Genomic DNA, 21350 nt, shown 5'->3' on the forward strand with positions numbered 1-21350 from the left:
TGCAAAGCAAAGTGGAACTTGATTGGCGCATATCTGAGCTCAGGCTGAGCTCACACGCCTGTCTCGCTCCTTGTCCCGATAAAGGCGTGCTTTTTCAGCATACATGGCCTTGTCCGCCCCTTGAACAATGCTTTCTATCGGCGTGCCTTCCAGGCCACAGGCATGGCCCATGGAGACCTGGATGCTGTGACCCGGATAGAACTGATTGTTCAGCTCCAGCAAGGACAAGATGCGCTCCTGCAATGCCACGGCACCGCGTTCATCGGTTCCCGGCAATAGCACGACGAACTCATCGCCACCGATGCGGGCGGCGCAGGCCGGCGCATCCACTGCCTTGGAGAGAACTTCTCCCATACGCCTCAGCATGGCATCGCCTGCAGTATGCCCATGCTCATCGTTGACGACCTTGAGTCCATTCATATCTATGGCAAGCATGGACAAGGGCCAGGGCCCTTTGCGCGACAGTCTGTTGAGCTCTTCGGTATAGAAAGCGCGGTTGCGCAACTGGGTCAACACATCATGCTTGCCCAGATATTCAAGATAAGCCTCAGCCTTCTTGCGAGCGGTGATATCCACGAGTGACAGCAGAACCAAGCCCCACTTTTCCGCATGGCTGCTCATGATGGCGAACTCCATGTGAATATGGAGCACATCGCCAGCCAGCCCGTAGTTCACCACTTCCCGCTGCTGCACCAGCTTACCCTCCCAGAGGTCTATCAGCTGCTCGGCAAACGAATCGTACATTTCTCCCCTGAAGACCTTGGACAGATTCTGCAGCAGTTGCTGCTTGCTCTCGGCACCGAACATTTGCAACGTCTGGCGATTGACATCAAGCACCTGGATTTCCTGCATGCAACGGGTCACGAATTCCGGATGCACTTTCAGAAAAGTCCGGAAATCGGTGATTCCGCGCGCTCGCACATCGTCCATCAGGCGCTTGACCACGCTGAAGTCCTCGACCCACAGCGACACCGGAGAGTGCTCGAACAGGTCTCTGGCGTATTGCTCGCTGCGCTGAAGCTTCACCGTGCTCTGCACCTCTGCCGTCACATCCTCCAGGGAGACCAGCACCCGGCTCCAGCTTTGCTCGTAGCCCGGCAGTACACGCGCCCTCACCTGCACATCGAGCCGCCGTCCATCCAGGGCATAGTTGACCGAACGGGTCTCGAAACTGAGCACCCCTTCCCAGAGAGCGACCAGTTCATTCATGATGCTGTCGAGCATGTCGCCGCGAAAGACCTCGCTGAGTCGGCTCTTCAGGGTTTCCTCATCTTCGGCCTTGAACAGGTCCAGCGTGTACTGATTGACCCGCAGCACCTTGTAGGACTGACTGCAAAGCCTGAGCCGTTCCGGATCCTCTTTGAGAAAGCTGAGCAGATCGCTCACCCCCTGCGCCCGCCATTGATCGAAAATCTGTTTCAGGCCGCTGTAATCCTCCATCCAGAGCGATACAGGTGCCAAGTTGAACATATCCTCGAAGTCCAGACCTTCTGCGAGCGAATTTTTCACAAACGATACCTCCGCCAACGATTATTACCGAGACTTCAAGCCTGCACTCAGCCCTCTTTTGCAAGAGTCGATCGACTGTCTCTCCGCCATGAAAAAGACTCCCTGTGGAGTCTTTTCAGGTCAGATCACCTCAGGCAATCTCTGCCTTGCGGCTTTCACCTTGTACATTGCGGCATCGGCTTTCTGCAAAGCATCATCCACATCGGTGTCATCGGGCATCAAGCAGACCATTCCCACGCTGGCTCCTGCGTACTCGATCTCACGCCCATCGGCCAATTGCAAGCTGGCAACAGAGGCTTTGCTCAATCGCAGCTGCATCTCCCTGATCACGGCCTCAGCGTCTTCATCCAGCAAAGGCCCCCCGCCGACCATGACGAATTCATCGCCACCGAAACGAGCCAGCATGTCACTGCTGCGCAGTCCTGATCGCAGTTGTTCGGCCATGGCACGCAGCAATGCATCCCCGGCCTCATGACCGAACAGGTCATTGATCTGCTTGAAGCGGTCAAGATCCACAAAGCCCACCAGCACCCATTCACGGGTGCGGCGGCAATGAGCAATGAGTCGGTTGAGTTCCTCGGTCACGCAGCGGCGATTGGGCAATCCAGTCAGGGAATCGAGCATGGCCAACGAGGCCAGCTCCTCGTTGGCATGCTGCAGCGATCTCACCAGTTGCTCGCGCTCGGCAAAGCCTGCAATGATCTTGGCAAACAAGCGCAGCAGATCCTCGGCCTCCGCTGCCAGCGCGACGGAATGGTCGCTGGCTGCACACAAAGTGCCGAACAGCGCACCATTGGAAAAACGCACAGGCGTGCTCACATAAGTCTGGATACCCAGTTGACGCGCTGCATCCGAGTCGCCCCAGCACTCGCCAACATTGTCAGTAAAGGTACGCCCTTCGTCGAGCGACCGTTTGCACAAGGTGTCGTGCCAGGGCACCTCCAGCCCTTCGGGGATCTTCATCCCTCCCGTATTGAGGGAATACAGAACATTCTGAATACCGCGAGCCTCATCCACGGTGGTGAGATAGGCCGACTCCAGATCAGTCACTTCCACCATGATTTCCAGAAGAGGTCGCGTGAAGCTGGGCAGATTCTGAGATGCGGAGACGGTCTGGGAAAGGCGTTGAATAATTGATGGCATGGTGCAATTTGGGGGTACGGCCGCACGACAAATGCGGCAGCTCAAGCAAAGCCTAAAGCCTAGGCATCATCACTTTCATTCGACTGAGACTATCGTTCAATCATGCAATGAAAGCCAGATCCCAGCGCTTGTATTTTCAAGCAATCGACTGTCAGACTAGGACTGAGGCCACAGGAGCCTGACACGCAGACCGCCCAGTTGCGGCGACTCGTCAAGCCACAGCTGGGCACCGCTGCTTTGCGCAATGCTTTGCGCAATGGCCAGCCCCAGGCCACTGCCGCCAGCCATGCCACCAGCCCCCTGACCGCGAACAAAGCGCTGCAGGACGCGCTGGCGCTCGGCCGGTGCAATGCCTGGACCCGAATCTTCCACCACCAGTGCACATCCGTGCTCGTCCTGCAACCAGCCCACATCAACCCGCCCCCCGGTGGGCACGTATTTGATGGCGTTGTCCAGCAGATTGCGCAGCAGCACCGCCAGTGCCTCGGCGTCTGCGGCCACGCTGAATGCGGACTGCTGCTGCGGGTCTTCACTAAGACCCATGTCCAGCCCCTTGGCCTGGGCAGCCGGCGCGGCATCAGCCAGGGCCTGCTCGACCAGCACGCGCAAGTCAGCCAGCGGCGCATCTTCAGTCTGCGGCCTGGCTTCCTGCCTGGCCAATGCAAGCAACTGCTCCACCAGTCGCCTGGCGCGCTCGATGCCTTGCGCCAGACGGGCCTGCGCTGACTCGCGCTCGGAGCTGTCCGTTGCTTTGCGCAGCAGCTGCAATTGCAGCTGCAACGCGGCCAGCGGCGAGCGCAGCTCATGCGCAGCATCTGCCACGAAATTCTGCTGTGCCTCAAAAGCCTGCCGTACGCGCTGCAGCAGGCTGTTGAGCTCCTCTACCAGCGGGCGCATCTCATCCGGCAGATCATGCTCCGCCACGGGTGCCAGATCCTGAGGCTGACGCAGGGCCAACTCCCTGCGCACCCGCTGCACGGGAGTCAGTGAACGACGAATCACCCACCACACGGCCAGCGCCAGCAGCGGCAACAACAACACCACAGGCAACAAGCTGCGCCAGGCGGCTTCGCGCGCGAGGATCTGACGCACGCGCATGTCCTGTGCAATCTGAATCACCTGAGAGCGTGTCTGCAGTGAAAACACACGGTAGGTCGTGCCACGCGCAGGCACATCGGCAAAGCCCAGCACCGCCATCTGGGGCAAGGCATCACCCAGAGCCGACTCGAAGATTCTCAGTCCCTCATTGGTCCAGACCTGGACGATGAACTCGTTGTTTTCATCTTCGGGAGGCGTTCCCTGCGGTCTGCCTTTGGCATCGACCGGCAGACCCGCCCGCAGTGCAAACGCCGTCTGCTGCATCTGGTAGTCGAACAAGGTATCGGTCTGCGCCAGTGCATTGCGATAGGCAAATACCCCTTGCAGCACGGCCACCAGCAAAATCGCCATACCGATGAAAAGCAGCAGACGCCCGCCCAGCGAGCCGGGCAGCTTCAACCACTGCAATGCCTGGTTTTTGCTCATGGCCTGGGCACCATATAACCAAGGCCGCGCACATTGAGCACTGCGGCAGCGCCGAGCTTTTTACGCAACCCATGGATATAGACCTCCACCGCATTGCTGCTGACCTCATCGCCCCAGCCATAGAGCTTGTCTTCGATTTGCTGACGTGACAGCGTGGCCCCCGGCCTTGCCAGCAATGCCTGCAGCACTGCCCATTCACGGCCAGACAACGTGACCGGCTGGCCATTCACGCTGGCCTCGCGAGTATTGGGGTTCAGCATGACGCCGCCATGTTCGTACACCGCCTCCAGGTGTCCGGCCGCACGACGCGCAAGCGCACGCATACGCGCCAGCAACTCATCCATGTCATAGGGCTTGACGACATAGTCATCGGCCCCGGCATCCAGACCGGCGATGCGATCACGTACAGCATCACGTGCAGTGGCAACCAGCACTGGCGTGGCATCCTTTCGGGCCCGCAACTGACGCAGCACCTGCAGGCCATCCAGCTTTGGCAGCCCAAGATCAAGCAAAACCAGATCGTACTGATGCCCCCGCAAAGCCATATCGGCCTGGGCTCCATCCTGAACCCAGTCCACCACATAGCCTTCACGGCGCAGCAGCGCCAGCACGGCCTGGCCGATCATGGTGTCATCTTCAACGAGCAGTAAACGCATGGTAGAAGGATAGCGCCGCTGCGGCCGGAACGCCCAGCACCAAAAAACAAAGGGCGCACCGCAAAAAGCCGGCACGCCCTAAAAGCAAGGGAAACAAACAAGAGGCAACAGACAAGCGCCGCCGTGCAGCGAAGCTATCGCGCCCTCGGGGAAACTGCCGTCGATTACACCGCAGCCTCAATTCCCGGCATCGCCATGCGTGCCTTGGTCAATGCCATGCCCAGGTTGGCAGTACGGCGGCAGACGAAGACGGCGACGTAATCCGGCATCACCTTGCTGCGCAGAAAGACGTGAATCAGGTTGTCACTGTTGATGATGATTTCCTGAAAGTAGTGGTGACCATCATCGCTTATACCGCGCGAACGCTTAAACAAGGTCTCGATCATGGAAACATTGGGGCCGTTGAACAGGTCGGCCGTAGCCGCCGCCACCAGATCAATCACGTCACGCGGATGGGAGTCCACGGTGCGAATCGAAAGCAACATGCCCGAAGCAGCATCCACATAACCTGCAGCCAGACATTCAGGCACCGAAGCCACGGCCTGCGTCAACACAGCATCCAAACTCATTAGGTTCTCACTTTCTTATTGCTTAGCTTTTGTTTCATGAACCCCTTTCAAGTCGACAGGGAACATGTCATAACGGTCTTGAAAACATCACGCCATCTTTTGCAGCAATGCGTTTTCGAATTCATAAAGAAGCGCTTCCTGCGCCCCGGATTGCACATACTGAGCATCAATCAATCGCACACGGCGCAGCGCCTCTTCGGCAGTCAGGCCCTCGCGCACCAGCCAGGCGGCCAGCACGGTTCCGGTGCGGCCCAATCCGGCAAGGCAGTGCACGGCAAGCACCTCTCCACGGCGTAGGGCGACCGACATACGTGCCAGCAACATCTGCATCTGTGCCACTGTCGGTGGCTCGTGGTCATAGACCGGTAGGTGAAAGTTCTTGAGCCCATTGCGGGCCAAGGCTTCCTGCGGGAAGTCCCTCTCCGTCAGCGTGATCAGCATGGTGACGCCGCAGCGGCTCAAGGCCTTGAGGTCGGCGTCCATGTCGTGCACCACGCCCGGCCAGGGAGTACCGGCCAGCCGCCCTGGCACCAGCCAGGAAAATCCGCTCGGACCACGGCTGGCTGGCACGGCGTTCTCGGCGGCCAGCAATGGCTGCATTTCCATCAGCACGGCCGCATTGACGGGGCGAGGCTGGTGGCGGTTTGCAAAGGACAGGCCAGATACCGCGACCGCTGCTGGTTGTGACAGTGCAGGTTCAGGCGCAGAGACCGACGTTGGTACAGGCAGCACGGGTTCCAATTTGAAGGGAGCTGCGACCTCACGCACCGCTGCCGAAGATGCTGGCAGGTCGGAAAATTCGGCAATGGCCTCCAAGGCTGCGGCAGGCAAGGGAGGTGGCGGCAGCACATCGTCGGCAAGCTCATTCACAGGCGTTCCCGGCATGGGGACGGCACAGCTGCCGCTGCGCACAAACTGCTGACCGGCAGCGCTGAGCGGATGCTGGATGAACTCCGCCATTACCGCCGCTTCCTGGATACGTCCGCCTGCGAGCAACAACATCTGCTGGGCAGCAGCCTGGGCATGCTGCTGATGGTGCGTGACCAGCAGCACACTGCACTGCTGGCCGATCTGCTTGATCAAGTCCAGCAGCAAAAATGCCTCATAGCCTTCCAGATCGGCCGTGGGCTCATCGATCATCAACACCGCAGGCCGGGCCCAGGCCTCGCGCAAAATGGCTACAGCGCGTTGCTGCACCGCGCTCAACAGCATGGTGGACTTGTCCAGAGCCTGAGCCAGCTCGGCAAAGCCATAGCGCTGCAGCTGTTCAGTCACCCACCGACGCCACTCCAGTGGCGCACGCTGCTCGGTCTGACGTGCTTTCTCGATCAGAGCATCCAGGGTACTGGCGCGCATAAGCCGGGCATGCTGCTGTACCAGGCGTGGCAAGGCCTGCACGCCGTCGGCGCTCAAAGGCATACGCAATGGCTGAGCGGCATAGACCACCTGCCCCCAGCTGCGAAAACGCGGATTGACCGCGTTCAGTCCGGCCAGCGTGCGCAGCAGCGTGGATTTTCCTGTACCCGCAGGGCCCAGCAATGCGGTTACGCCTGATTGCGGCAGTGTGAAATCCACTTCGGCCAAAACCACGCGTGGACCATATGAAGCACCCAGGCCTTGCACCTGCAGACTGTATTGCTGATCCAAGAAATCCTCCCCTCGCAGCGCCTGCTCCGAGGGCCGTCACGATGTATTTGCGGTCACGCCGAATCGCCACCACACGGCGTCAAAAAGACGAATGAATGCTTTGGCCCGGCAGTCTATGGCATTACATCTCCAGCAACTCGTTACCTCTGGAAACATGACAACATCATGTGGAAATCCCCCGAATATTCATTTATTCAGATATTTTTTGTTTTAAATCAATAAAAGCAAAGAAGAAAACCGCACCCATCAGGATGCGGTCTTTCATATGGCTGGGGATCAACTCAACCCAAGCGCACCGGCACAAAGATTTTGTTGCCATCGCGCCAGATCAGCACGGCCACGGTCTTGTCCGCTTTGGCGACTGCGGCCCGCACCTCATCGATATTTCCGGCAGGTGCGCCATTGATGGACAGCAGCACGTCACCCTGGCTGATACCTGCTGCTGCTGCCGGACCGCTGGCCTGAGCTACCAGCAGACCGGAGTCCACGCCAATCTGCTTTTTTTCCTCAGGCTGCAGGGGGCGCAAAGCCAGCCCCAGCTTTCCCTTGTCAGCGTCCGGAGAGGACTTGGCCACCTTCGCAGTCTTGTCACTGGCATCGCCAAGGGTCGCACTCAGAGTCTTGGATTCACCTTTGCGCCAGACTTCCAGCGTCACTTTCTGCCCCGGCAAGGCCTGGCCGATAAAGGCCGGCAGATCGCCCGAACCAACAATGGGTTTGCCATCCACCTTGCGCACCACATCGCCTGGTTCCAGTCCGGCCTTGGCAGCAGGGCCATTCTTTTCGACACTGGCCACCAATGCACCTTCGGGCCTATCCAGCTTGAAGGAATCGGCAAAGGCCTGATTGACCTCCTGCACACTCACGCCCAGCTTGGCATGCTGGGCCTTGCCCGTTGCCTGAATCTGCTGTTGCACACGGGTTGCCAGTTCGATGGGAATCGCAAACGACACCCCTTGATACCCGCCCGAGCGGGTATAGATCTGGCTGTTGATCCCCACGACCTCTCCCTGTGCGTTGAACAGCGGGCCACCAGAGTTGCCGGGGTTGATCGCCACATCCGTCTGCAGGAAGGGAACAAAGGAATCATCGGGAAGAGAACGCCCCTTGGCACTCACCACGCCAGCCGTCACGCTGTTCTCAAAGCCGAAGGGCGAGCCGATCGCCAGCACCCAGTCGCCCACACGCAGCTGGCTGGTCTGGCCCAGCTTGACCGTGGGCAACCCGGCAGCGTCAATCTTGAGTACCGCCACATCGGTCTTGGGATCGGCTCCCAGCACCTTGGCCCTGAACTCGCGGCGGTCGTTGAGCTTGACCGTCACTTCCTTGGCGCCATGCACCACATGGGCATTGGTCAGAATCACGCCGTCGCTGGAGACGATAAAGCCCGAGCCCTGGCCGCGCATGGGTGTATCGGGCTGCTGCGCACGTGGCCCCATGCCCTGCCCGCCAGGCATGCCCGGAATGCCGAACTGGCGGAAGAATTCAAAGAAGGGATCGTCAGGGCTGATGCCCGGGCCCTGTTGCTGATGTTCGCTGGCCTGGTCGCCTTCATCGTCGCTCATGGCACGAGAGGAACCCACCACGCTGATATTGACCACGGCCGCGCCGTTACGCGCCGTGATATCCGCAAAATTGGGAGCATTTACCGCAGGCAGGTTAAGGGCTGCGGGCTGCGCAGCCACTGTAGATTGCGTCACCTGCGCCTGGGCAGCGCTGCGAGTTCCCACCAGGCCGGCGCCGGTTGCGCCCAGTGCGCCAATCGCACCTGCAGCCACCAGAGCCATTACCAGTCGGCGGGGTGTGGACAGAATTGTGTTCATGGTCATCCTTTCAAAAAAGCACCGGATCGGTGTCGTTGAAAGGAAGTTTGAACGTCCACACTTAGGCGAGACTTAGGCGTTTGCGGTATTCACCAATGCACCTGGACCAGAAGCTGCTTGCCTCTGCAGCTCAATGAGTTCAGGCCATTTTCAATCTGAAACCCACCTCGCTCAGATCAGCTCCAGCACCAGTTCCGGCGGGCGACAAAGCTTGGCCCCCTTGGGAGTGACCACAATGGGTCGATTGAGCAGCACCGGATTCGCAGCCACGGCCTGAATCAGCTGGACATCGCTGACCGCTGCGTTATCCAGACCCAGTTCCTTGAACTGAGCTTCCTTGGTACGCAGCAAGTCACGCACCGAAACGCCCAGGTGTGCAACCAGCTCTGCCAACTCTGGCGCCGTCAGCGGCGTGGCGATGTAATCGACGATATTGGGTTCGATGCCATGCTCACGCAGCAGCGCCAGCGCGCCGCGCGAATTGCTGCAGCGGCTGTTGTGAAAAATGGTGATGTCTGGGCGATTCACGGGGGTGTCTGTACTTGTAGTCATGACTGCAGTGTAGCGAGCCTGTGCCTGTCCAAGGCTTGGCAGGCAGTCACTGCATAGCAGCTATGCCGGCTGCGCCAGAGCCAGGCAGAGCGCCATCTCATAGACTGTCTGCAAAATATCATGAGGAGACAATATGCCCGCTTTCACCGCACGTGAATCCTTCACCCTGAACCGTCGCCAATGGAGCCAATGGGCTGCGGCCACCACCTTGGGCAGTCTGACCGGTACTGCTCTGGCACAGGACTCGAGGTACCCCAGCAAGGCCATACGCATGGTCATTCCGTTCACGCCCGGCGGCTCCGCCGACATTCTGGGTCGCGCCATAGGTCATGAGCTGACGACCGCCTGGGGCCAGAGCGTGGTGCCGGAAAACGTCGCCGGCGCAGGCGGCAGCATTGGCGCGGACCGCGTGGCGAAGGCCAGTGCCGATGGCTACACCCTGCTCATGGGCCATGTCGGCACGCTGGCCGTTACACCCACTCTCTACCCCAAGCTGCCTTACGACCCTATCAAGAGCTTTACGCCTCTGGCCTGGGTGGCGCGCGTGCCCAACGTGCTGGTCGTGCATCCATCGCTGCCGGTCAATGATCTGGCATCGTTCATCAGCTACGCCAAGGCCAACCCGGGCGCGGTGAATTTCAGCTCGGGGGGCAACGGCAGTGCCGCGCATATGACCATGGCCTATCTGAGCCTGCAAGCCGGGCTGAAGATGCAGCATGTGCCCTACAAAGGCACGGCACCGGCCGTCAATGACCTGGTGGCAGGTCAGGTTCAGGCCTTGTTCACCGGCATCCCTGCCGTGCTGGCCCAAATTCGCTCCGGCCAGATCAAGGCGATCGCCGTTTCATCACCTCAACGCATCCCTGCACTACCCAATGTGCCTACCGTGGCCGAAGCAGGCTTGCCCGGCTTTGAGGCCGACCAATGGTATGGCGTGGTCGGCCCTGCCAATATGCCCGCCGACGTGGTCGCCAAGATCAATCAGCAGATCAATGCCTCACTCCGAAGCCCCGCCATCCTCGAGCGTCTGCAAAGCGAAGGCGCCCAGCCCATGCCCAGCACGCCCAAGGTCTTTGCCGATCTCATCGTCAAGGACCTTGCGCGCTGGCGCAAGGTCATCATCGACAGCAAGATGACGCTCTAAGCGCCCAGGGCCTGCGCTTCAGGCGGCGGCGGAACTGGTTGCAACCGGGGCTGCCGTTGCGGACTCCAGCTCTTCCTCGTGGGCATCGAACTCGCGCCCCGGCAGCAGCAGGTTCAGGCCCACGGCCACCAGCGCACCCACGGTAATACCCGAGCCGAACACCTCGCGCACAAAGGCAGGCATCTTGGAGAGCAGATCGGGACGCACCGTCACGGCCAGACCGCAGCCCAGCGAGACTGCAATGATCAGGCCGCTGCGACGCGTCTGCTCTGCGCCGCTGAGCATGCGGATGCCCGCCAGGATGATCATGGCAAACATCATCAGGCCCGCACCGCCGAGCACTGGCTGGGGAATCGAGCGCTCCCAGCACCGGAAACAGACCGGCCAGCAACAGCATCACACCGGTCAGCATCACCACATGGCGGCTGGCCACGCCGGTGAGCGAAACCACGCCCACGTTCTGCGCAAAGGTGGAAACCGGCGGGCTCGACATCACGGCGGCAAAGGCCGATCCCACGCCGTCGCACAACATGCCGCTGGCCAGGCGCTTGCCACGGATCGGCGTCTGCGTTGCCGCTCCCAGGGCCATGAATGTTCCGGTGGTCTCGACAATCGTCACGAGAAAGGCGATGGACATGGCAACGATGCCCGATACCGGAAAGCTCATGCCGAAATGCAGCGGCTGAGGAATCGCGAAGATCGGCGCCTCGCGCACCTGGGTGAAGTCGATCAGTCCCAGGGCCAGGCACAGCAGATAACCACAGGCAATTCCCAGCACCACGGCCGATGCCGAAATCACGCCCTTGCCCCATTGCACAAAGCCGATCACCAGCGCCAGCACAAAGCCGGCGATCGCCAGATTGCCCACGGCGCCGTAGCTGCCGCTGCCCACACCGCCTGCGGCCCAGTCCACGGCGACGGGCGTGAGCGACAGCCCGATCATGGTCACGACCACGCTGGTTACGGTATGCGGAAAGAAGCGACGGATCACTGGCATGAAGAAGCTGCCGACGATCATCACCAGCGAGCCCACCAGCGAGGAGCCCAGGATGCCAGGCACGCCATGCTCCAGCCCCACGCTGATGCCCGCGCCGACAAAGGCAAAGCTTGTACCCATCACGCAAGGCAGGCGTATGCCGACAGGCCCCACGCCGCGGCACTGGATGATGGTGACCACGCCCGAGCCCAGCAAAGCCGCATTGACCAGGGCCACGATCTGGTCGGCCGGCAGCTTGAGCGCACCGCCGAACACCAGCGGCACGGCGATGATGCCGCCCAGCGCGGCGAGCAGATGCTGCAGCGAAAGCAGCGTGGTGGTGATGAGGCTGGGCGGACGGTCTTCCACCCCGTAAAGCAGTTTTTCCATGGTCTTGTCTCCTGTTTTTTAGGTATGCAATCGCCGGGGAATAGGCTTCCCCGCGAAGGCCACAAGACTAAGCACGCAACCGGGAGTTCTCATATGCCATTGCCGATACAGCCCATGCGCGGCGCCGTATAGCCCGGCCGGCATCGAGAAAAAACTTCTGGCACTCCAAGTCACCTGACACCAGTCCCGAGCCCACTTTTCTTCCAGCGCCACAAAGGCTTGGAATCTCTCTCACACCGATGTCCGGCCATCGCAATGGACCAGCGATGGCCGTCACCGAAAAGTCTCAATGCCCTGCTGCGGCTCGCTCGAACAGGCTGCGCGCAAGACTGCGGTGCTGGCCCAGCACCACGGGCAGGTCGGCGGTCAGCAGACGCCCGTCCTCGACCACCACACGCCCGTTGATGACGCTGCTGGACACATTGGCCGGCGTGCAGAACACCAGCGCCGCCACGGGGTCGTGGCCGGCACCCGCATAGCCGACAGCCTCCATGTCGAAGGCCACGAAGTCGGCAGACATGCCGGGAGCCAGTGCGCCGATGTCGTCGCGGTTGAGCACGCGCGCACCGCCCAGCGTGGCGATCTCCAGCGCCTCTCGGGCACTCATGGCCGCCGGGCCGTAGCCCACGCGCTGCAGAAGCATGGCCTGGCGCGCCTCGCCCAGCATGTGGGCACCGTCGTTCGATGCGCTACCGTCCACACCCAGGGCCACAGGCACGCCTGCATCGCGCATGCTGCGGATGGGTGCGATGCCCGATGCCAGGCGCATGTTGGAGCATGGACAGTGCGCCACACCGGTGCCGGTGCGCGCAAACAGCGCAATGCCTTCGGGATCGAGCTTGACGCAATGCGCATGCCAGACGTCGCGCCCCACCCAGCCCAGATCCTCGGCGTATTGCGCCGGGGTCAGGCCGAACTTCTCGCGCGAGAAGGCCACGTCGTTGTCGTTCTCGGCCAGATGGGTGTGCAGCGAGACACCGTGCGCACGCGCCAGCACCGCCGATTCGCGCATCAGATCACGCGTCACCGAGAACGGCGAACAAGGGGCCAGAACCACGCGCAGCATGGAGTGGCGCGAGCCGTCGTGGTATTGCTGGATCAGGCGCAGGCTGTCGCGCAAAATGGCCTCTTCCTCCTCCACCACCACATCGGGCGGCAGGCCGCCCTTGCTGCGGCCCAGGCTCATGGAGCCGCGCGCGGCGTGAAAGCGCATGCCCATCTGCTGCGCTGCCGCAATGGAATCATCCAGGCGCGAGCCATTGGGGAACAGATAGAGATGGTCGCTGGTGGTGGTGCAACCCGACAGCATGAGTTCGGCCATGGCGGTCTGGGTCGAGACATGGATCATCTCGGGCGTCAGGTGCGACCACAGCATGTAGAGGTTCTGCAGCCACGAGAACAGCTCGGCATCCTGGGCGGCCGGCACGGCACGCGTCAGGCTCTGGTACATGTGGTGGTGGGTGTTGACCAAGCCCGGCGTCACAACCTTGCCGCGCATGTCCAGCACGCGCGCCTGGCCCTCGTCGGCCATGCGGCGGTATTGCGCCGGCAGCTCGGCCGTTGCGCCCACCCACAGCAGGGCCGGGCCGTCCGCCACCAGCGCACCGTCCTTGATCTCGCGGCGTTGTGCATCCATGGTGACCAGTACGTCGGCATTCAGGGCAATCAGGGTCATGGGTTTCTTCCTCTCTAAACAAGAAGCGCAAGTCTAGAGAGGCACCCAAGCGCGCGATAGCGCTGAATTCAGCCAAGCATGTCCACAAAATGTGGACAGCGAATCAGTGTTTTCTGGCGTAGAGCCGCGCCAGCGCGGATTCGATGCTTGCCGCCATGAGTGCAGCAGCCGCGCTCAGCTCGGCCCCCTTGCGCACGAACAGCATCAAGGTCTGACGCTGCAGGTGCGCGTCGCGCAGAGGCACGAAACTGAGGGATCCGCGATCCAGCTCCTCCAGCACATCCAGAGCGTTGAGCAGGGCAATGCCCTCGCCCAGCATGACCAGGCGCTGTATCAAGGCCATGGAGGTGGACTCGGCCACCGGTGTCACCTCGATGGCACTGCTCGCAAAGGCTTCGTTGAGCAGACTGCGTATGGTCAGGGCCGGTGCCGGCAGAATCAGCGGATGGCCCACGCATTCACTGAGCAGCAGCGACGAATGATGGGCCAGCGGGTGCTTGATCGGCAGGACGGCTCCGATCTGCCATTCGCTGGCCGCCAGCATGCGCAAACCGGGTCTGGGCGCGAGATCGTAGGCAAGGCCCAGGTCCACCTCCCCGGCTTCCACGGCAGACACAATGGCCTGGGTGGGCAAGTCGATGACACGCACGACCATCCCCGGATGGCTGCTGCGAAAGTCATGCACCAGCGATGGCAGCAAGGAGCCCGCCAGGCCCGACGTCGCCGCCACCGTGATCTCGCCACGCCGCATGCCCTTGAAGTCGGCAATGCGCTCGCGCAGCGCTGCATGTTCGCGCAAGGTGCTGCGTACATGGGTCAGCACCATTTCGCCCAGCGGCGTAAGACGCAGACGGTTGTGGATGCGGTCGAACAGCGGCGCTCCCAGCTCGGCCTCCAGATCGAGAATCTGCCGGTTCACGGCTGTGGGAGCCACATGCAGATACTCGGCCGCCTTGCGGATGGAGCCGCGGCGAACCACTTCATCGAGATAGCGCAAAACTCTGGCGTGCATGCGCGCAGCCTACACGGGTTTGACCGGCTGCGGAAAGCGCCGGCAGAGCGCCTAGCTCTGGCGCAACCTGTCCACCTCGGTGTGCAGGTCCTTGGCCCAGGCGCGGCGGTCGCGCCCTTGTGCGCTCTGCGCCTCGCCATAGTGCACCACGGCGATCAGCTGGTCCGAGCAAAGCACGCGCCAGATGGAACCCAGCAGGGTCTCGTCGCCCACATAGGTGGCGGCATAGCTGGTGCTGCCTGTCTTGCCATCGACAAAGCGCAGCCCCACGGGCTGTACCGGTGCATCGCATTGCACGGCGGCTTCGAGCAGATTGGAGTGAAACGAGAGCAGGCTGCGACCATCGCCCGTCGTTCCTTCGGGAAATACGGCGAGGATTTCGCCGCGCTTGAAGGCCTCTTCCATGGCACCCACCATGCGCACCGCATCGCGGCGCGAGCTGCGCTGGATGTAGAGCGTGCCTGCAGCCGTCGCCAGCGTGCCGATGATGGGCCAGCCCTTGACGTCTGATTTGGAGATGAAGCGGCAATGGCGCGCCGCATGCAGCAGGGGAATATCGAGCCAGGAGATATGGTTGCTGACCATCAGCACCGGCCCTTTGGCCGGTGGCTGCCCCTTGACCTGCAGTTGCACCCCGGCCCGCAGCAGCAGCGTTGCGGCCCAGGCCTGCACATGCTCGTGCTGCTGCAGGTAGTGCAGCTGTGGAAAGCGAAACGCCACGATCCAGGCGCCCTTGGCCACATGGGCCAGCAGACGCAGTCCGCGCCATACCGCACGCGAGCCGGTTTTGATTTTTTGCAAGCCGTTTGCCATGATTCTCAAACAGTGTAGCGGCTCGTTGTGACTCAGTTGCTGCAACTTGAAACCGGCAAGCGCCTAAGTCTGGCGCAATGCAAAGTCAGAGGCACCGAGGAAGCGCCGCCGCGCACCGAGGGTGTCGTCCCCCTCCCGATGCAACGCATCAAGAGAGGGGGAAGCGGCAAAGCCGCTCAGGGAGAGCCTATCGTTGATAAGCGACAGCGCCGTCAACGATAGTCGTTACCACGCGCGCAGGCAACTCGTAACCGTTGAATGGCGTGCTCTTGCCCTGACTTTGCAGCGCCTTGGGATCAACCGTCCACTCAGCCTCGGGGTCGACGATGCACAGATCGGCCACGCCGCCCACGTTGAGCTGCCCCAGCAGGGACTGCTGCTCGCCCAGGGCGCTGCCCAGCACGGCCACGGGTGCCGAAGTCACGACAGCCAGTGCGCGGTTCAGCGGCACCTTGTAGTCGCGGCTCCACTTCACGGCAATGGACAGCAGCAGCTCCACGCCGGTCGCACCGGGTTCGGCTTCGGCAAAAGGCAGCACCTTGGCGTCTTCGTCCACCGGGCAGTGATCGGAAACCAGCGCATCGATGGTGCCGTCAGCCAGCGCGGCAGACAGCGCATCGCGGTCGCGCTGCTGACGCAGCACGGGCACCACACGGGCGCTGCTGTCGAAGTAGCCGATGTCGTTCTCGGTCAGCAGCAGCGAGTTGATGGACACGTCGGCGGTCACATTCAGGCCTTCGGCCTTGGCTCGGCGCACCAGCTCCACACCGGCGGCGCTGGAGATGCGGCACAGGTGAACCCGGGTCTGCGAGCCACGGATCAGCTCGAAGATGGTGTGCAGCGCAATCGTCTCTGCCGCCACGGACACCCCGGCCAGACCCATGCGGGTGGCCAGCGCGCCGCTGGCGGCCACGCCCCTGCCCAGATCCTTGTCCTGCGGGCGCAGCCACACGGCATAGCCAAAGGTGTTGGCGTAGCTCAGCGCACGGCTCAGCGTGGTGATGCTGGACAGCGGCACATCCGCCTGGCCGAAGGCCACGCAACCGGACTCGGTCAGCTCGGCCATCTCGGTCAGCGTTTCACCCTTGAGTCCCACGGTCAGCGCACCCATGGGGAACAGACGCGACTTGTGCTGCTTCTCGGCACGGAACTTGAGCATTTCCACCAGGCCCTGCTCGTCGAGCACGGGTTCGGTATCGGGCGGGCAGACCAGGCTGGTCACGCCACCGGCCACGGCAGCCGCCATCTCGGACTGCAGCATGCCTTCATGCTCGTGACCGGGCTCGCGCAGGCGTACGGCCAGATCCACCAGACCGGGCAGCACCCACTGGCCGGAGGCGTCGATTTCACGCTCGGCCACAAAACCATCGGGCACCGTGCCGATCGCGGCGATCACGCTGCCATCGATGGCGATATCGGCCTGCTGGTCAAAACCTCGTGCCGGGTCCATCACCCGGCCATTGCGAATCAGAATCTTCATGGTTTGGCACCAAATTGGCTTCCAGCCCTTATTTCATAAGCGCTAGCAGCTACAAAAAACATATTGAACCCAATGCCACCCAGCCCTGTGCTCCAGCCCGCTGTAGCGAGAGACGCCGAGCAAGAGCCGCCTCGCGGCGAGGGCGTCGTCCCCCTTCCCGCAGCAGCGCTGCGAGAGAAGGGGGAAGCGGCGCAGCCGCTCAGGGGGATGGCCTGATGTTCCATCAGGCTTCGTTACCAGCGACGATCGACATGACAGCCATGCGCACGGCGATACCGAAGGTCACCTGCGACAGGATCACGGCCTGCGGGCCGTCCACCACGGCGGAGTCGATCTCCACACCGCGGTTGATGGGGCCGGGGTGCATGACGATGGCATCGGGCTTGGCCAGTTCCAGGCGCTTTTCGGTCAGACCGAAGCTCTTGAAGTATTCCTGGCTCGAGGGCAGCAGCGCTCCGCTCATACGCTCGTTCTGCAGGCGCAGCATGATGATGACGTCGCAGTCCTTGATGCCCTCCTCCAGATTGTGGAAGACGCGCACGCCCATGCTGGCCATGTCCGAGGGCACCAGGGTACGCGGGCCGACCACGCGCACCTCGGCTGCGCCGAGGGTCGTCAGGGCATGGATGTCCGAGCGCGCCACGCGCGAGTGCAGCACGTCGCCCACGATGGCCACGCGCAGATTGGAGAAATCCTGCTTGTAGTGGCGGATGGTGTACATGTCCAGCAGGCCCTGGGTGGGGTGGGCATGGCGGCCGTCGCCGGCATTGACCACATGCACATGGGGCGCCACATGCTTGGCGATCAGATAAGGAGCACCGGACTCGCTGTGGCGCACGACAAAGATGTCGGCCGCCATGGCCGAGAGGTTGTCGATGGTGTCCAGCAAGGTCTCGCCCTTGCTGGCCGAGCTGCGCGCGATGTCCAGGTTGAACACGTCGGCCGACAGGCGCTTGGCCGCAATCTCGAAGGTGGTGCGGGTACGCGTGCTGTTCTCGAAGAACAGATTGAACACGCTCTTGCCGCGCAGCAGAGGCACCTTCTTGACTTCACGGTCGTTGACGCTGACGAAGTTGCTGGCTGTGTCGAGAATCTGGGTCAGGATGTCCTTGGACAGGCCTTCGGTGGAGAGCAGGTGGATCAGCTCGCCGTTCTTGTTGAGTTGGGGGTTGCGCTTGTACAGCACGATCAGGCCTCTTGAATGCGGAAGTGGAAAACACCGCCCTCGTCGCGCGCCAGCGCCAGGGAACGGTCGGCCGGCAGCGCCACGCGCGCTGCGGCAAAGTCGGCCTGGATGGGCAGCTCGCGCCCTCCCCGGTCCACCAGAACGGCCAGTCGCACGCTGGCGGGACGGCCGTAGTCATAGAGTTCGTTGAGCACGGCACGCACTGTGCGGCCGGTGTAGAGCACATCGTCCAGTACCAGCACATCGGCGCCGTTCACATCGAAGGCGATCTGGGTCTGGGCGCTGGAAGCCATGCCGCGCTGGGCAAAATCGTCGCGGTGCAGCGAGGAAGACAGCACGCTGGGCTTGCCCTTGAGGTTCAGATCCTTGTGCAGGCGCTCGACCAGCCAGGCACCGCCCGAGGTGATGCCCGCCAGACGGGTATTGGGGCCCATGATGCGCTGCACGCCGCGCAGCATCTCGCTATACAGGGCTTCGGCGTCCAGGATCAGGCTGCCCTGACCCGCAATGGTTTCACTCATGGGAGACTCCTCAAAAACTGTTCAAGAATGATGCAGGCCGAAGCCGCGTCGGCGTCGCGTGCGCCACCCGCCAGGGCTTCGGTCGTGCTGTAGCGTTCGTCCACCTCGTACACCGGCAGCTTGAAGCGGCTTCTGAGCTGGCGGCCGAATTTCAGGGCCCGGGCGGTGTTCTCGTGCGCCGCGCCATCGGGGTGGTAGGGCACGCCTATCACCAGGGCATTGGGCTGCCACTCGCGGATCAGCTTCTCCACTGCGGCCAGGCGTGCATCGGCCGCTTCGGCCTTGATGGTGGGCAGCGGGTTGGCGCCGCCCAGCACACGGTTGCCCGAGGCGCAGCCCGTGCGCTTGATGCCGAAGTCAAAGCCCAGGAACTGCTGGAAATGGGCCGGCACCTCGGGCTTTTGCGGTGCGGGCGCCGCCGCAGGCCTCGCAGCCGTATTTTCGGCCGAGGAAAAAGTCGAGGAAAAGGCCGCATCGGCGGCCTTGTTGGAAGAGGAAATATCGTTCATGCGCGACCCGACTCTGGGGACAACATCCAGCGCTGCAGACCCAGCAGGCCCAGGGCGCGGTCATAGCGCTCGTCCACCGGGGTGCTGAAGATCACCTCGGGGTCGGCTTCCACGGTCAGCCAGGCGTTCTCGCCGATTTCGGATTCGAGCTGGCCTTCATCCCAGGAGGAATAGCCCAGCGTGACCAGCACGCGCTTGGGACCGGCTCCGTCCGACAGGGCTTCGAGCACATCCTTGGACGTGGTCATCTCCAGGCCGCCTGGAATGGTCATGGTTGAGGCATAGGCCGATTCGTTCTCGGGTGCGCCTTCGATGACCATGGGCTCATGCAGCACAAAGCCGCGATCAGTCTGCACCGGGCCACCGGTAAAGACCTGCTGATCGCGCAAATCATCGCGCTTGAGACCCAAATCCACTTTTTGCAGCAGGCCTTGGAGGCTGAGCTTGGAGGGCTTGTTGATAATCAGACCGAGCGCGCCACGCTCGCTATGCTCGCACAGGTAGACAACGCTGCGCGAAAACGACTCATCTTCCAGGCCGGGCATGGCAATCAGGAAGTGGTGCGTCAAGTTGATAGGCGCAGATTCTGCAGACATGCAGCGATTTTAATGGCGATCCATGACTCCTTCTTACCCTGTGGGCTTGATCTGGCTGCGGCGCGACCTGCGCCTGGCCGATAACGCAGCCCTTTATCATGCATTGCAGCAATGTGAAAAGCTGTATTGCGCCTTTGTCTTCGACGACAGCATTCTTGCCGCCCTGCCCCACGCCGACCGCCGCGTGGAATTCATCTGCCGGAGTCTGGCCGAACTGGATACGGCCCTGCGCGATACCTCGGGGCGTCCACAGACAGGGCTGATCACGCGGCGCGGCCTGCCCCAGGACATCATCCCGGCCCTGGCCCGGCAGCTGGACGCGGGTGCCGTCTTCTGCAACGACGACGACGAGCCGGCGGCTCTTGCCCGCGACGCCCAGGTGGCGCGCAGCCTCAAGAGCCAGGGGCAGTTGCTGCTGCGCTTCAAGGACCACCGCATCTTTGCGCGCGACGAGGTGCTGACCCAGAGCCTGTCGCCGTTTTCGGTCTTCACGCCCTACAAGAACGCCTGGCTGCGAAAGATCACGCCGTTCTATCTATCGGCCTACCCCAGCGAGCGCGATCTGGCGAGCAAGCTGGCCGATCTGCCGGACACCGAGCGCCGCCCGATTCCCACGGCCGCCGAGCTGGGCTTTGCCCCGGACACACTGGCCGGCCTGCGCCTGCCCACTGGAGCCCGCGGCGCACGCCAGTTGCTGGCCGACTTTCTGCCGCGCCTGCCGCAGTACAAGACGGCGCGCGACTTTCCGGCCCTCAAGGGGCCCAGCTATCTCAGCGTCCATCTGCGCTTCGGCACCGTGTCGATACGCGAGCTGGCCCGCCTCGCCCATGAGGCGGCTCACAACGAGGACTGGTCAGACCCGGCGCGCGAAGGGGCGGCCACCTGGCTCAGCGAGCTGATCTGGCGCGACTTCTACTTCCAGATCCTGGCCCACCAGCCCTATGTCGTGGAACGCAGCTTCAAGCCAGCCTATGACGCCATCGAATGGGAGACGGGAGCCGAAGCCGACACCCTCTTCGCCGCCTGGTGCGAAGGCCGCACCGGCTACCCGCTGGTCGATGCCGCCATGCGCCAGCTCAATACCAGCGGCTATATGCACAACCGGCTGCGCATGGTCACGGCCAGCTTTCTGGTCAAGGACCTGGGTCTGGACTGGCGCCGGGGCGAGGCCTATTTCGCTGAAAAGCTCAACGATTTTGATCTGGCGGCCAATAACGGCGGCTGGCAATGGGCGGCCTCCACGGGCTGCGATGCCCAGCCCTGGTTCCGCATCTTCAACCCGGTGACCCAGAGCGAGAAGTTCGATCCGGACGGCAAGTTCATCGCGCGCTACGTCCCCGAGCTGACGCCCTTGCCGGCCAAACTGCGGCATGCCCCCTGGCTGGCCAAGCCGCTGGAACTGGCCGAGGCAGACATCACACTGGGGCGCGACTATCCCCTGCCCGTCGTGGATCATGCTGCGGCGCGGGAGAAAACCCTGGCGCGCTACGGAATCCTCAAGAAAGAAGTTTGAGCGCTCCTGGCTCAAGGCCCTGTGGAGGTCCATCTCCCCGAGCGCTCGGCTGCCAACCGTCCAAAAGGCTGCCAATCAAAAAAGAAGCGGCTTACGCACGGCCTTCATGTAT

General features: G+C 62.2%; 18 protein-coding genes and 1 pseudogene. 2 read left to right on the forward strand and 17 right to left on the reverse strand.

Annotated elements, in window-relative coordinates; genetic code table 11:
• Window positions 1-39: 39 nt before the first annotated feature.
• From CTR2_RS23280 to arsC, 8 genes are all read right to left on the reverse strand, one after another.
• Window positions 40-1509 carry a sensor domain-containing diguanylate cyclase gene (locus CTR2_RS23280; protein ID WP_087084445.1) on the reverse strand — a complete coding sequence of 490 codons (1470 nt, stop codon included), beginning with the start codon at window positions 1507-1509 and terminating at the stop codon, window positions 40-42.
• A 120-nt stretch (window positions 1510-1629) separates the two neighbouring features.
• A complete protein-coding gene (locus CTR2_RS23285; RefSeq protein WP_087080602.1) occupies window positions 1630-2652 on the reverse strand; it encodes a sensor domain-containing diguanylate cyclase in 1023 nt (340 codons plus the stop codon).
• Between the two features lie 156 nt (window positions 2653-2808).
• Complete coding sequence (locus CTR2_RS23290; protein ID WP_087080599.1) at window positions 2809-4176, reverse strand: ATP-binding protein; 1368 nt, start codon at window positions 4174-4176, stop codon at window positions 2809-2811.
• Window positions 4173-4832 carry a response regulator gene (locus tag CTR2_RS23295; protein ID WP_087080597.1) on the reverse strand — a complete coding sequence of 220 codons (660 nt, stop codon included), beginning with the start codon at window positions 4830-4832 and terminating at the stop codon, window positions 4173-4175. Before CTR2_RS23295 ends, CTR2_RS23290 begins: the two co-directional genes overlap by 4 nt.
• A gap of 164 nt (window positions 4833-4996) precedes the next feature.
• Window positions 4997-5401 (reverse strand): roadblock/LC7 domain-containing protein, encoded by a 405-nt coding sequence (locus CTR2_RS23300; RefSeq protein ID WP_087080595.1) that lies wholly within the window; start codon window positions 5399-5401, stop codon window positions 4997-4999.
• Between the two features lie 87 nt (window positions 5402-5488).
• A complete protein-coding gene (locus CTR2_RS23305; protein WP_087080593.1) occupies window positions 5489-7048 on the reverse strand; it encodes a phosphatase domain-containing protein in 1560 nt (519 codons plus the stop codon).
• A 281-nt stretch (window positions 7049-7329) separates the two neighbouring features.
• On the reverse strand, window positions 7330-8871 hold the full coding sequence (locus CTR2_RS23310) for a Do family serine endopeptidase (protein WP_087084444.1): 1542 nt from the start codon (window positions 8869-8871) through the stop codon (window positions 7330-7332).
• A gap of 171 nt (window positions 8872-9042) precedes the next feature.
• Entirely contained in the window at window positions 9043-9423 is a 381-nt protein-coding gene (arsC, locus tag CTR2_RS23315) for an arsenate reductase (glutaredoxin) (protein WP_149354399.1), read from the reverse strand.
• 133 nt (window positions 9424-9556) lie between these two features.
• Between arsC and CTR2_RS23320 the strand changes: the two genes are divergently transcribed.
• Window positions 9557-10567 carry a Bug family tripartite tricarboxylate transporter substrate binding protein gene (locus CTR2_RS23320; protein WP_087080589.1) on the forward strand — a complete coding sequence of 337 codons (1011 nt, stop codon included), beginning with the start codon at window positions 9557-9559 and terminating at the stop codon, window positions 10565-10567.
• 18 nt (window positions 10568-10585) lie between these two features.
• On the opposite strand, the pseudogene CTR2_RS23325 reads toward CTR2_RS23320, so the two are convergent.
• The 9 genes and pseudogenes from CTR2_RS23325 to CTR2_RS23365 all read right to left on the reverse strand — a co-directional run bounded on the left by CTR2_RS23325 (window position 10586) and on the right by CTR2_RS23365 (window position 19725).
• Window positions 10586-11933 (reverse strand): annotated as a pseudogene (locus CTR2_RS23325) (nucleobase:cation symporter-2 family protein).
• A gap of 286 nt (window positions 11934-12219) precedes the next feature.
• Window positions 12220-13608 carry an 8-oxoguanine deaminase gene (locus CTR2_RS23330; RefSeq protein WP_087080587.1) on the reverse strand — a complete coding sequence of 463 codons (1389 nt, stop codon included), beginning with the start codon at window positions 13606-13608 and terminating at the stop codon, window positions 12220-12222.
• 103 nt (window positions 13609-13711) lie between these two features.
• Window positions 13712-14620, reverse strand: a complete 909-nt coding sequence (locus tag CTR2_RS23335) for a LysR family transcriptional regulator (protein WP_087080585.1) — start codon at window positions 14618-14620, stop codon at window positions 13712-13714.
• 51 nt (window positions 14621-14671) lie between these two features.
• Window positions 14672-15433 carry a lysophospholipid acyltransferase family protein gene (locus tag CTR2_RS23340; RefSeq protein ID WP_087080583.1) on the reverse strand — a complete coding sequence of 254 codons (762 nt, stop codon included), beginning with the start codon at window positions 15431-15433 and terminating at the stop codon, window positions 14672-14674.
• A gap of 187 nt (window positions 15434-15620) precedes the next feature.
• Window positions 15621-16913, reverse strand: a complete 1293-nt coding sequence (locus CTR2_RS23345) for a dihydroorotase (RefSeq protein ID WP_087080581.1) — start codon at window positions 16911-16913, stop codon at window positions 15621-15623.
• 223 nt (window positions 16914-17136) lie between these two features.
• Window positions 17137-18099, reverse strand: a complete 963-nt coding sequence (locus tag CTR2_RS23350; RefSeq protein WP_003051536.1) for an aspartate carbamoyltransferase catalytic subunit — start codon at window positions 18097-18099, stop codon at window positions 17137-17139.
• Window positions 18100-18101: 2 nt separating this feature from the next.
• A complete protein-coding gene (gene pyrR / locus CTR2_RS23355) occupies window positions 18102-18620 on the reverse strand; it encodes a bifunctional pyr operon transcriptional regulator/uracil phosphoribosyltransferase PyrR (protein WP_087080577.1) in 519 nt (172 codons plus the stop codon).
• Window positions 18617-19129: a Holliday junction resolvase RuvX gene (gene ruvX / locus CTR2_RS23360; protein WP_087080575.1), complete on the reverse strand. Its 513-nt coding sequence runs from the start codon at window positions 19127-19129 to the stop codon at window positions 18617-18619. Before ruvX ends, pyrR begins: the two co-directional genes overlap by 4 nt.
• On the reverse strand, window positions 19126-19725 hold the full coding sequence (locus tag CTR2_RS23365; RefSeq protein WP_003051525.1) for a YqgE/AlgH family protein: 600 nt from the start codon (window positions 19723-19725) through the stop codon (window positions 19126-19128). The genes ruvX and CTR2_RS23365 overlap by 4 nt, the downstream gene beginning before the upstream one ends.
• 22 nt (window positions 19726-19747) lie before the next feature.
• Here CTR2_RS23365 and CTR2_RS23370 point away from each other — a divergent pair, with 22 nt between their 5' ends.
• On the forward strand, window positions 19748-21238 hold the full coding sequence (locus CTR2_RS23370; protein WP_087080573.1) for a cryptochrome/photolyase family protein: 1491 nt from the start codon (window positions 19748-19750) through the stop codon (window positions 21236-21238).
• Window positions 21239-21350: the final 112 nt, after the last annotated feature.

The organism is Comamonas thiooxydans, assembly GCF_002157685.2.
Classification (GTDB): domain Bacteria; phylum Pseudomonadota; class Gammaproteobacteria; order Burkholderiales; family Burkholderiaceae_C; genus Comamonas; species Comamonas testosteroni_H.

What these genes read in the sequence shown, in the direction of transcription:
- CTR2_RS23320 (WP_087080589.1), top strand. Translation starts at nt 9,557, where the DNA reads ATGCCCGCTTTCACCGCACGTGAATCCTTCACCCTGAACCGTCGCCAA.
- CTR2_RS23310 (WP_087084444.1), bottom strand. Translation starts at nt 8,871, where the DNA reads ATGAACACAATTCTGTCCACACCCCGCCGACTGGTAATGGCTCTGGTG.
- CTR2_RS23290 (WP_087080599.1), bottom strand. Translation starts at nt 4,176, where the DNA reads ATGAGCAAAAACCAGGCATTGCAGTGGTTGAAGCTGCCCGGCTCGCTG.
- arsC (WP_149354399.1), bottom strand. Translation starts at nt 9,423, where the DNA reads ATGACTACAAGTACAGACACCCCCGTGAATCGCCCAGACATCACCATT.
- ruvX (WP_087080575.1), bottom strand. Translation starts at nt 19,129, where the DNA reads ATGAACGATATTTCCTCTTCCAACAAGGCCGCCGATGCGGCCTTTTCC.
- CTR2_RS23285 (WP_087080602.1), bottom strand. Translation starts at nt 2,652, where the DNA reads ATGCCATCAATTATTCAACGCCTTTCCCAGACCGTCTCCGCATCTCAG.
- CTR2_RS23295 (WP_087080597.1), bottom strand. Translation starts at nt 4,832, where the DNA reads ATGCGTTTACTGCTCGTTGAAGATGACACCATGATCGGCCAGGCCGTG.
- CTR2_RS23370 (WP_087080573.1), top strand. Translation starts at nt 19,748, where the DNA reads ATGACTCCTTCTTACCCTGTGGGCTTGATCTGGCTGCGGCGCGACCTG.
- pyrR (WP_087080577.1), bottom strand. Translation starts at nt 18,620, where the DNA reads ATGAGTGAAACCATTGCGGGTCAGGGCAGCCTGATCCTGGACGCCGAA.
- CTR2_RS23300 (WP_087080595.1), bottom strand. Translation starts at nt 5,401, where the DNA reads ATGAGTTTGGATGCTGTGTTGACGCAGGCCGTGGCTTCGGTGCCTGAA.
- CTR2_RS23335 (WP_087080585.1), bottom strand. Translation starts at nt 14,620, where the DNA reads ATGCACGCCAGAGTTTTGCGCTATCTCGATGAAGTGGTTCGCCGCGGC.
- CTR2_RS23330 (WP_087080587.1), bottom strand. Translation starts at nt 13,608, where the DNA reads ATGACCCTGATTGCCCTGAATGCCGACGTACTGGTCACCATGGATGCA.
- CTR2_RS23340 (WP_087080583.1), bottom strand. Translation starts at nt 15,433, where the DNA reads ATGGCAAACGGCTTGCAAAAAATCAAAACCGGCTCGCGTGCGGTATGG.
- CTR2_RS23365 (WP_003051525.1), bottom strand. Translation starts at nt 19,725, where the DNA reads ATGTCTGCAGAATCTGCGCCTATCAACTTGACGCACCACTTCCTGATT.
- CTR2_RS23345 (WP_087080581.1), bottom strand. Translation starts at nt 16,913, where the DNA reads ATGAAGATTCTGATTCGCAATGGCCGGGTGATGGACCCGGCACGAGGT.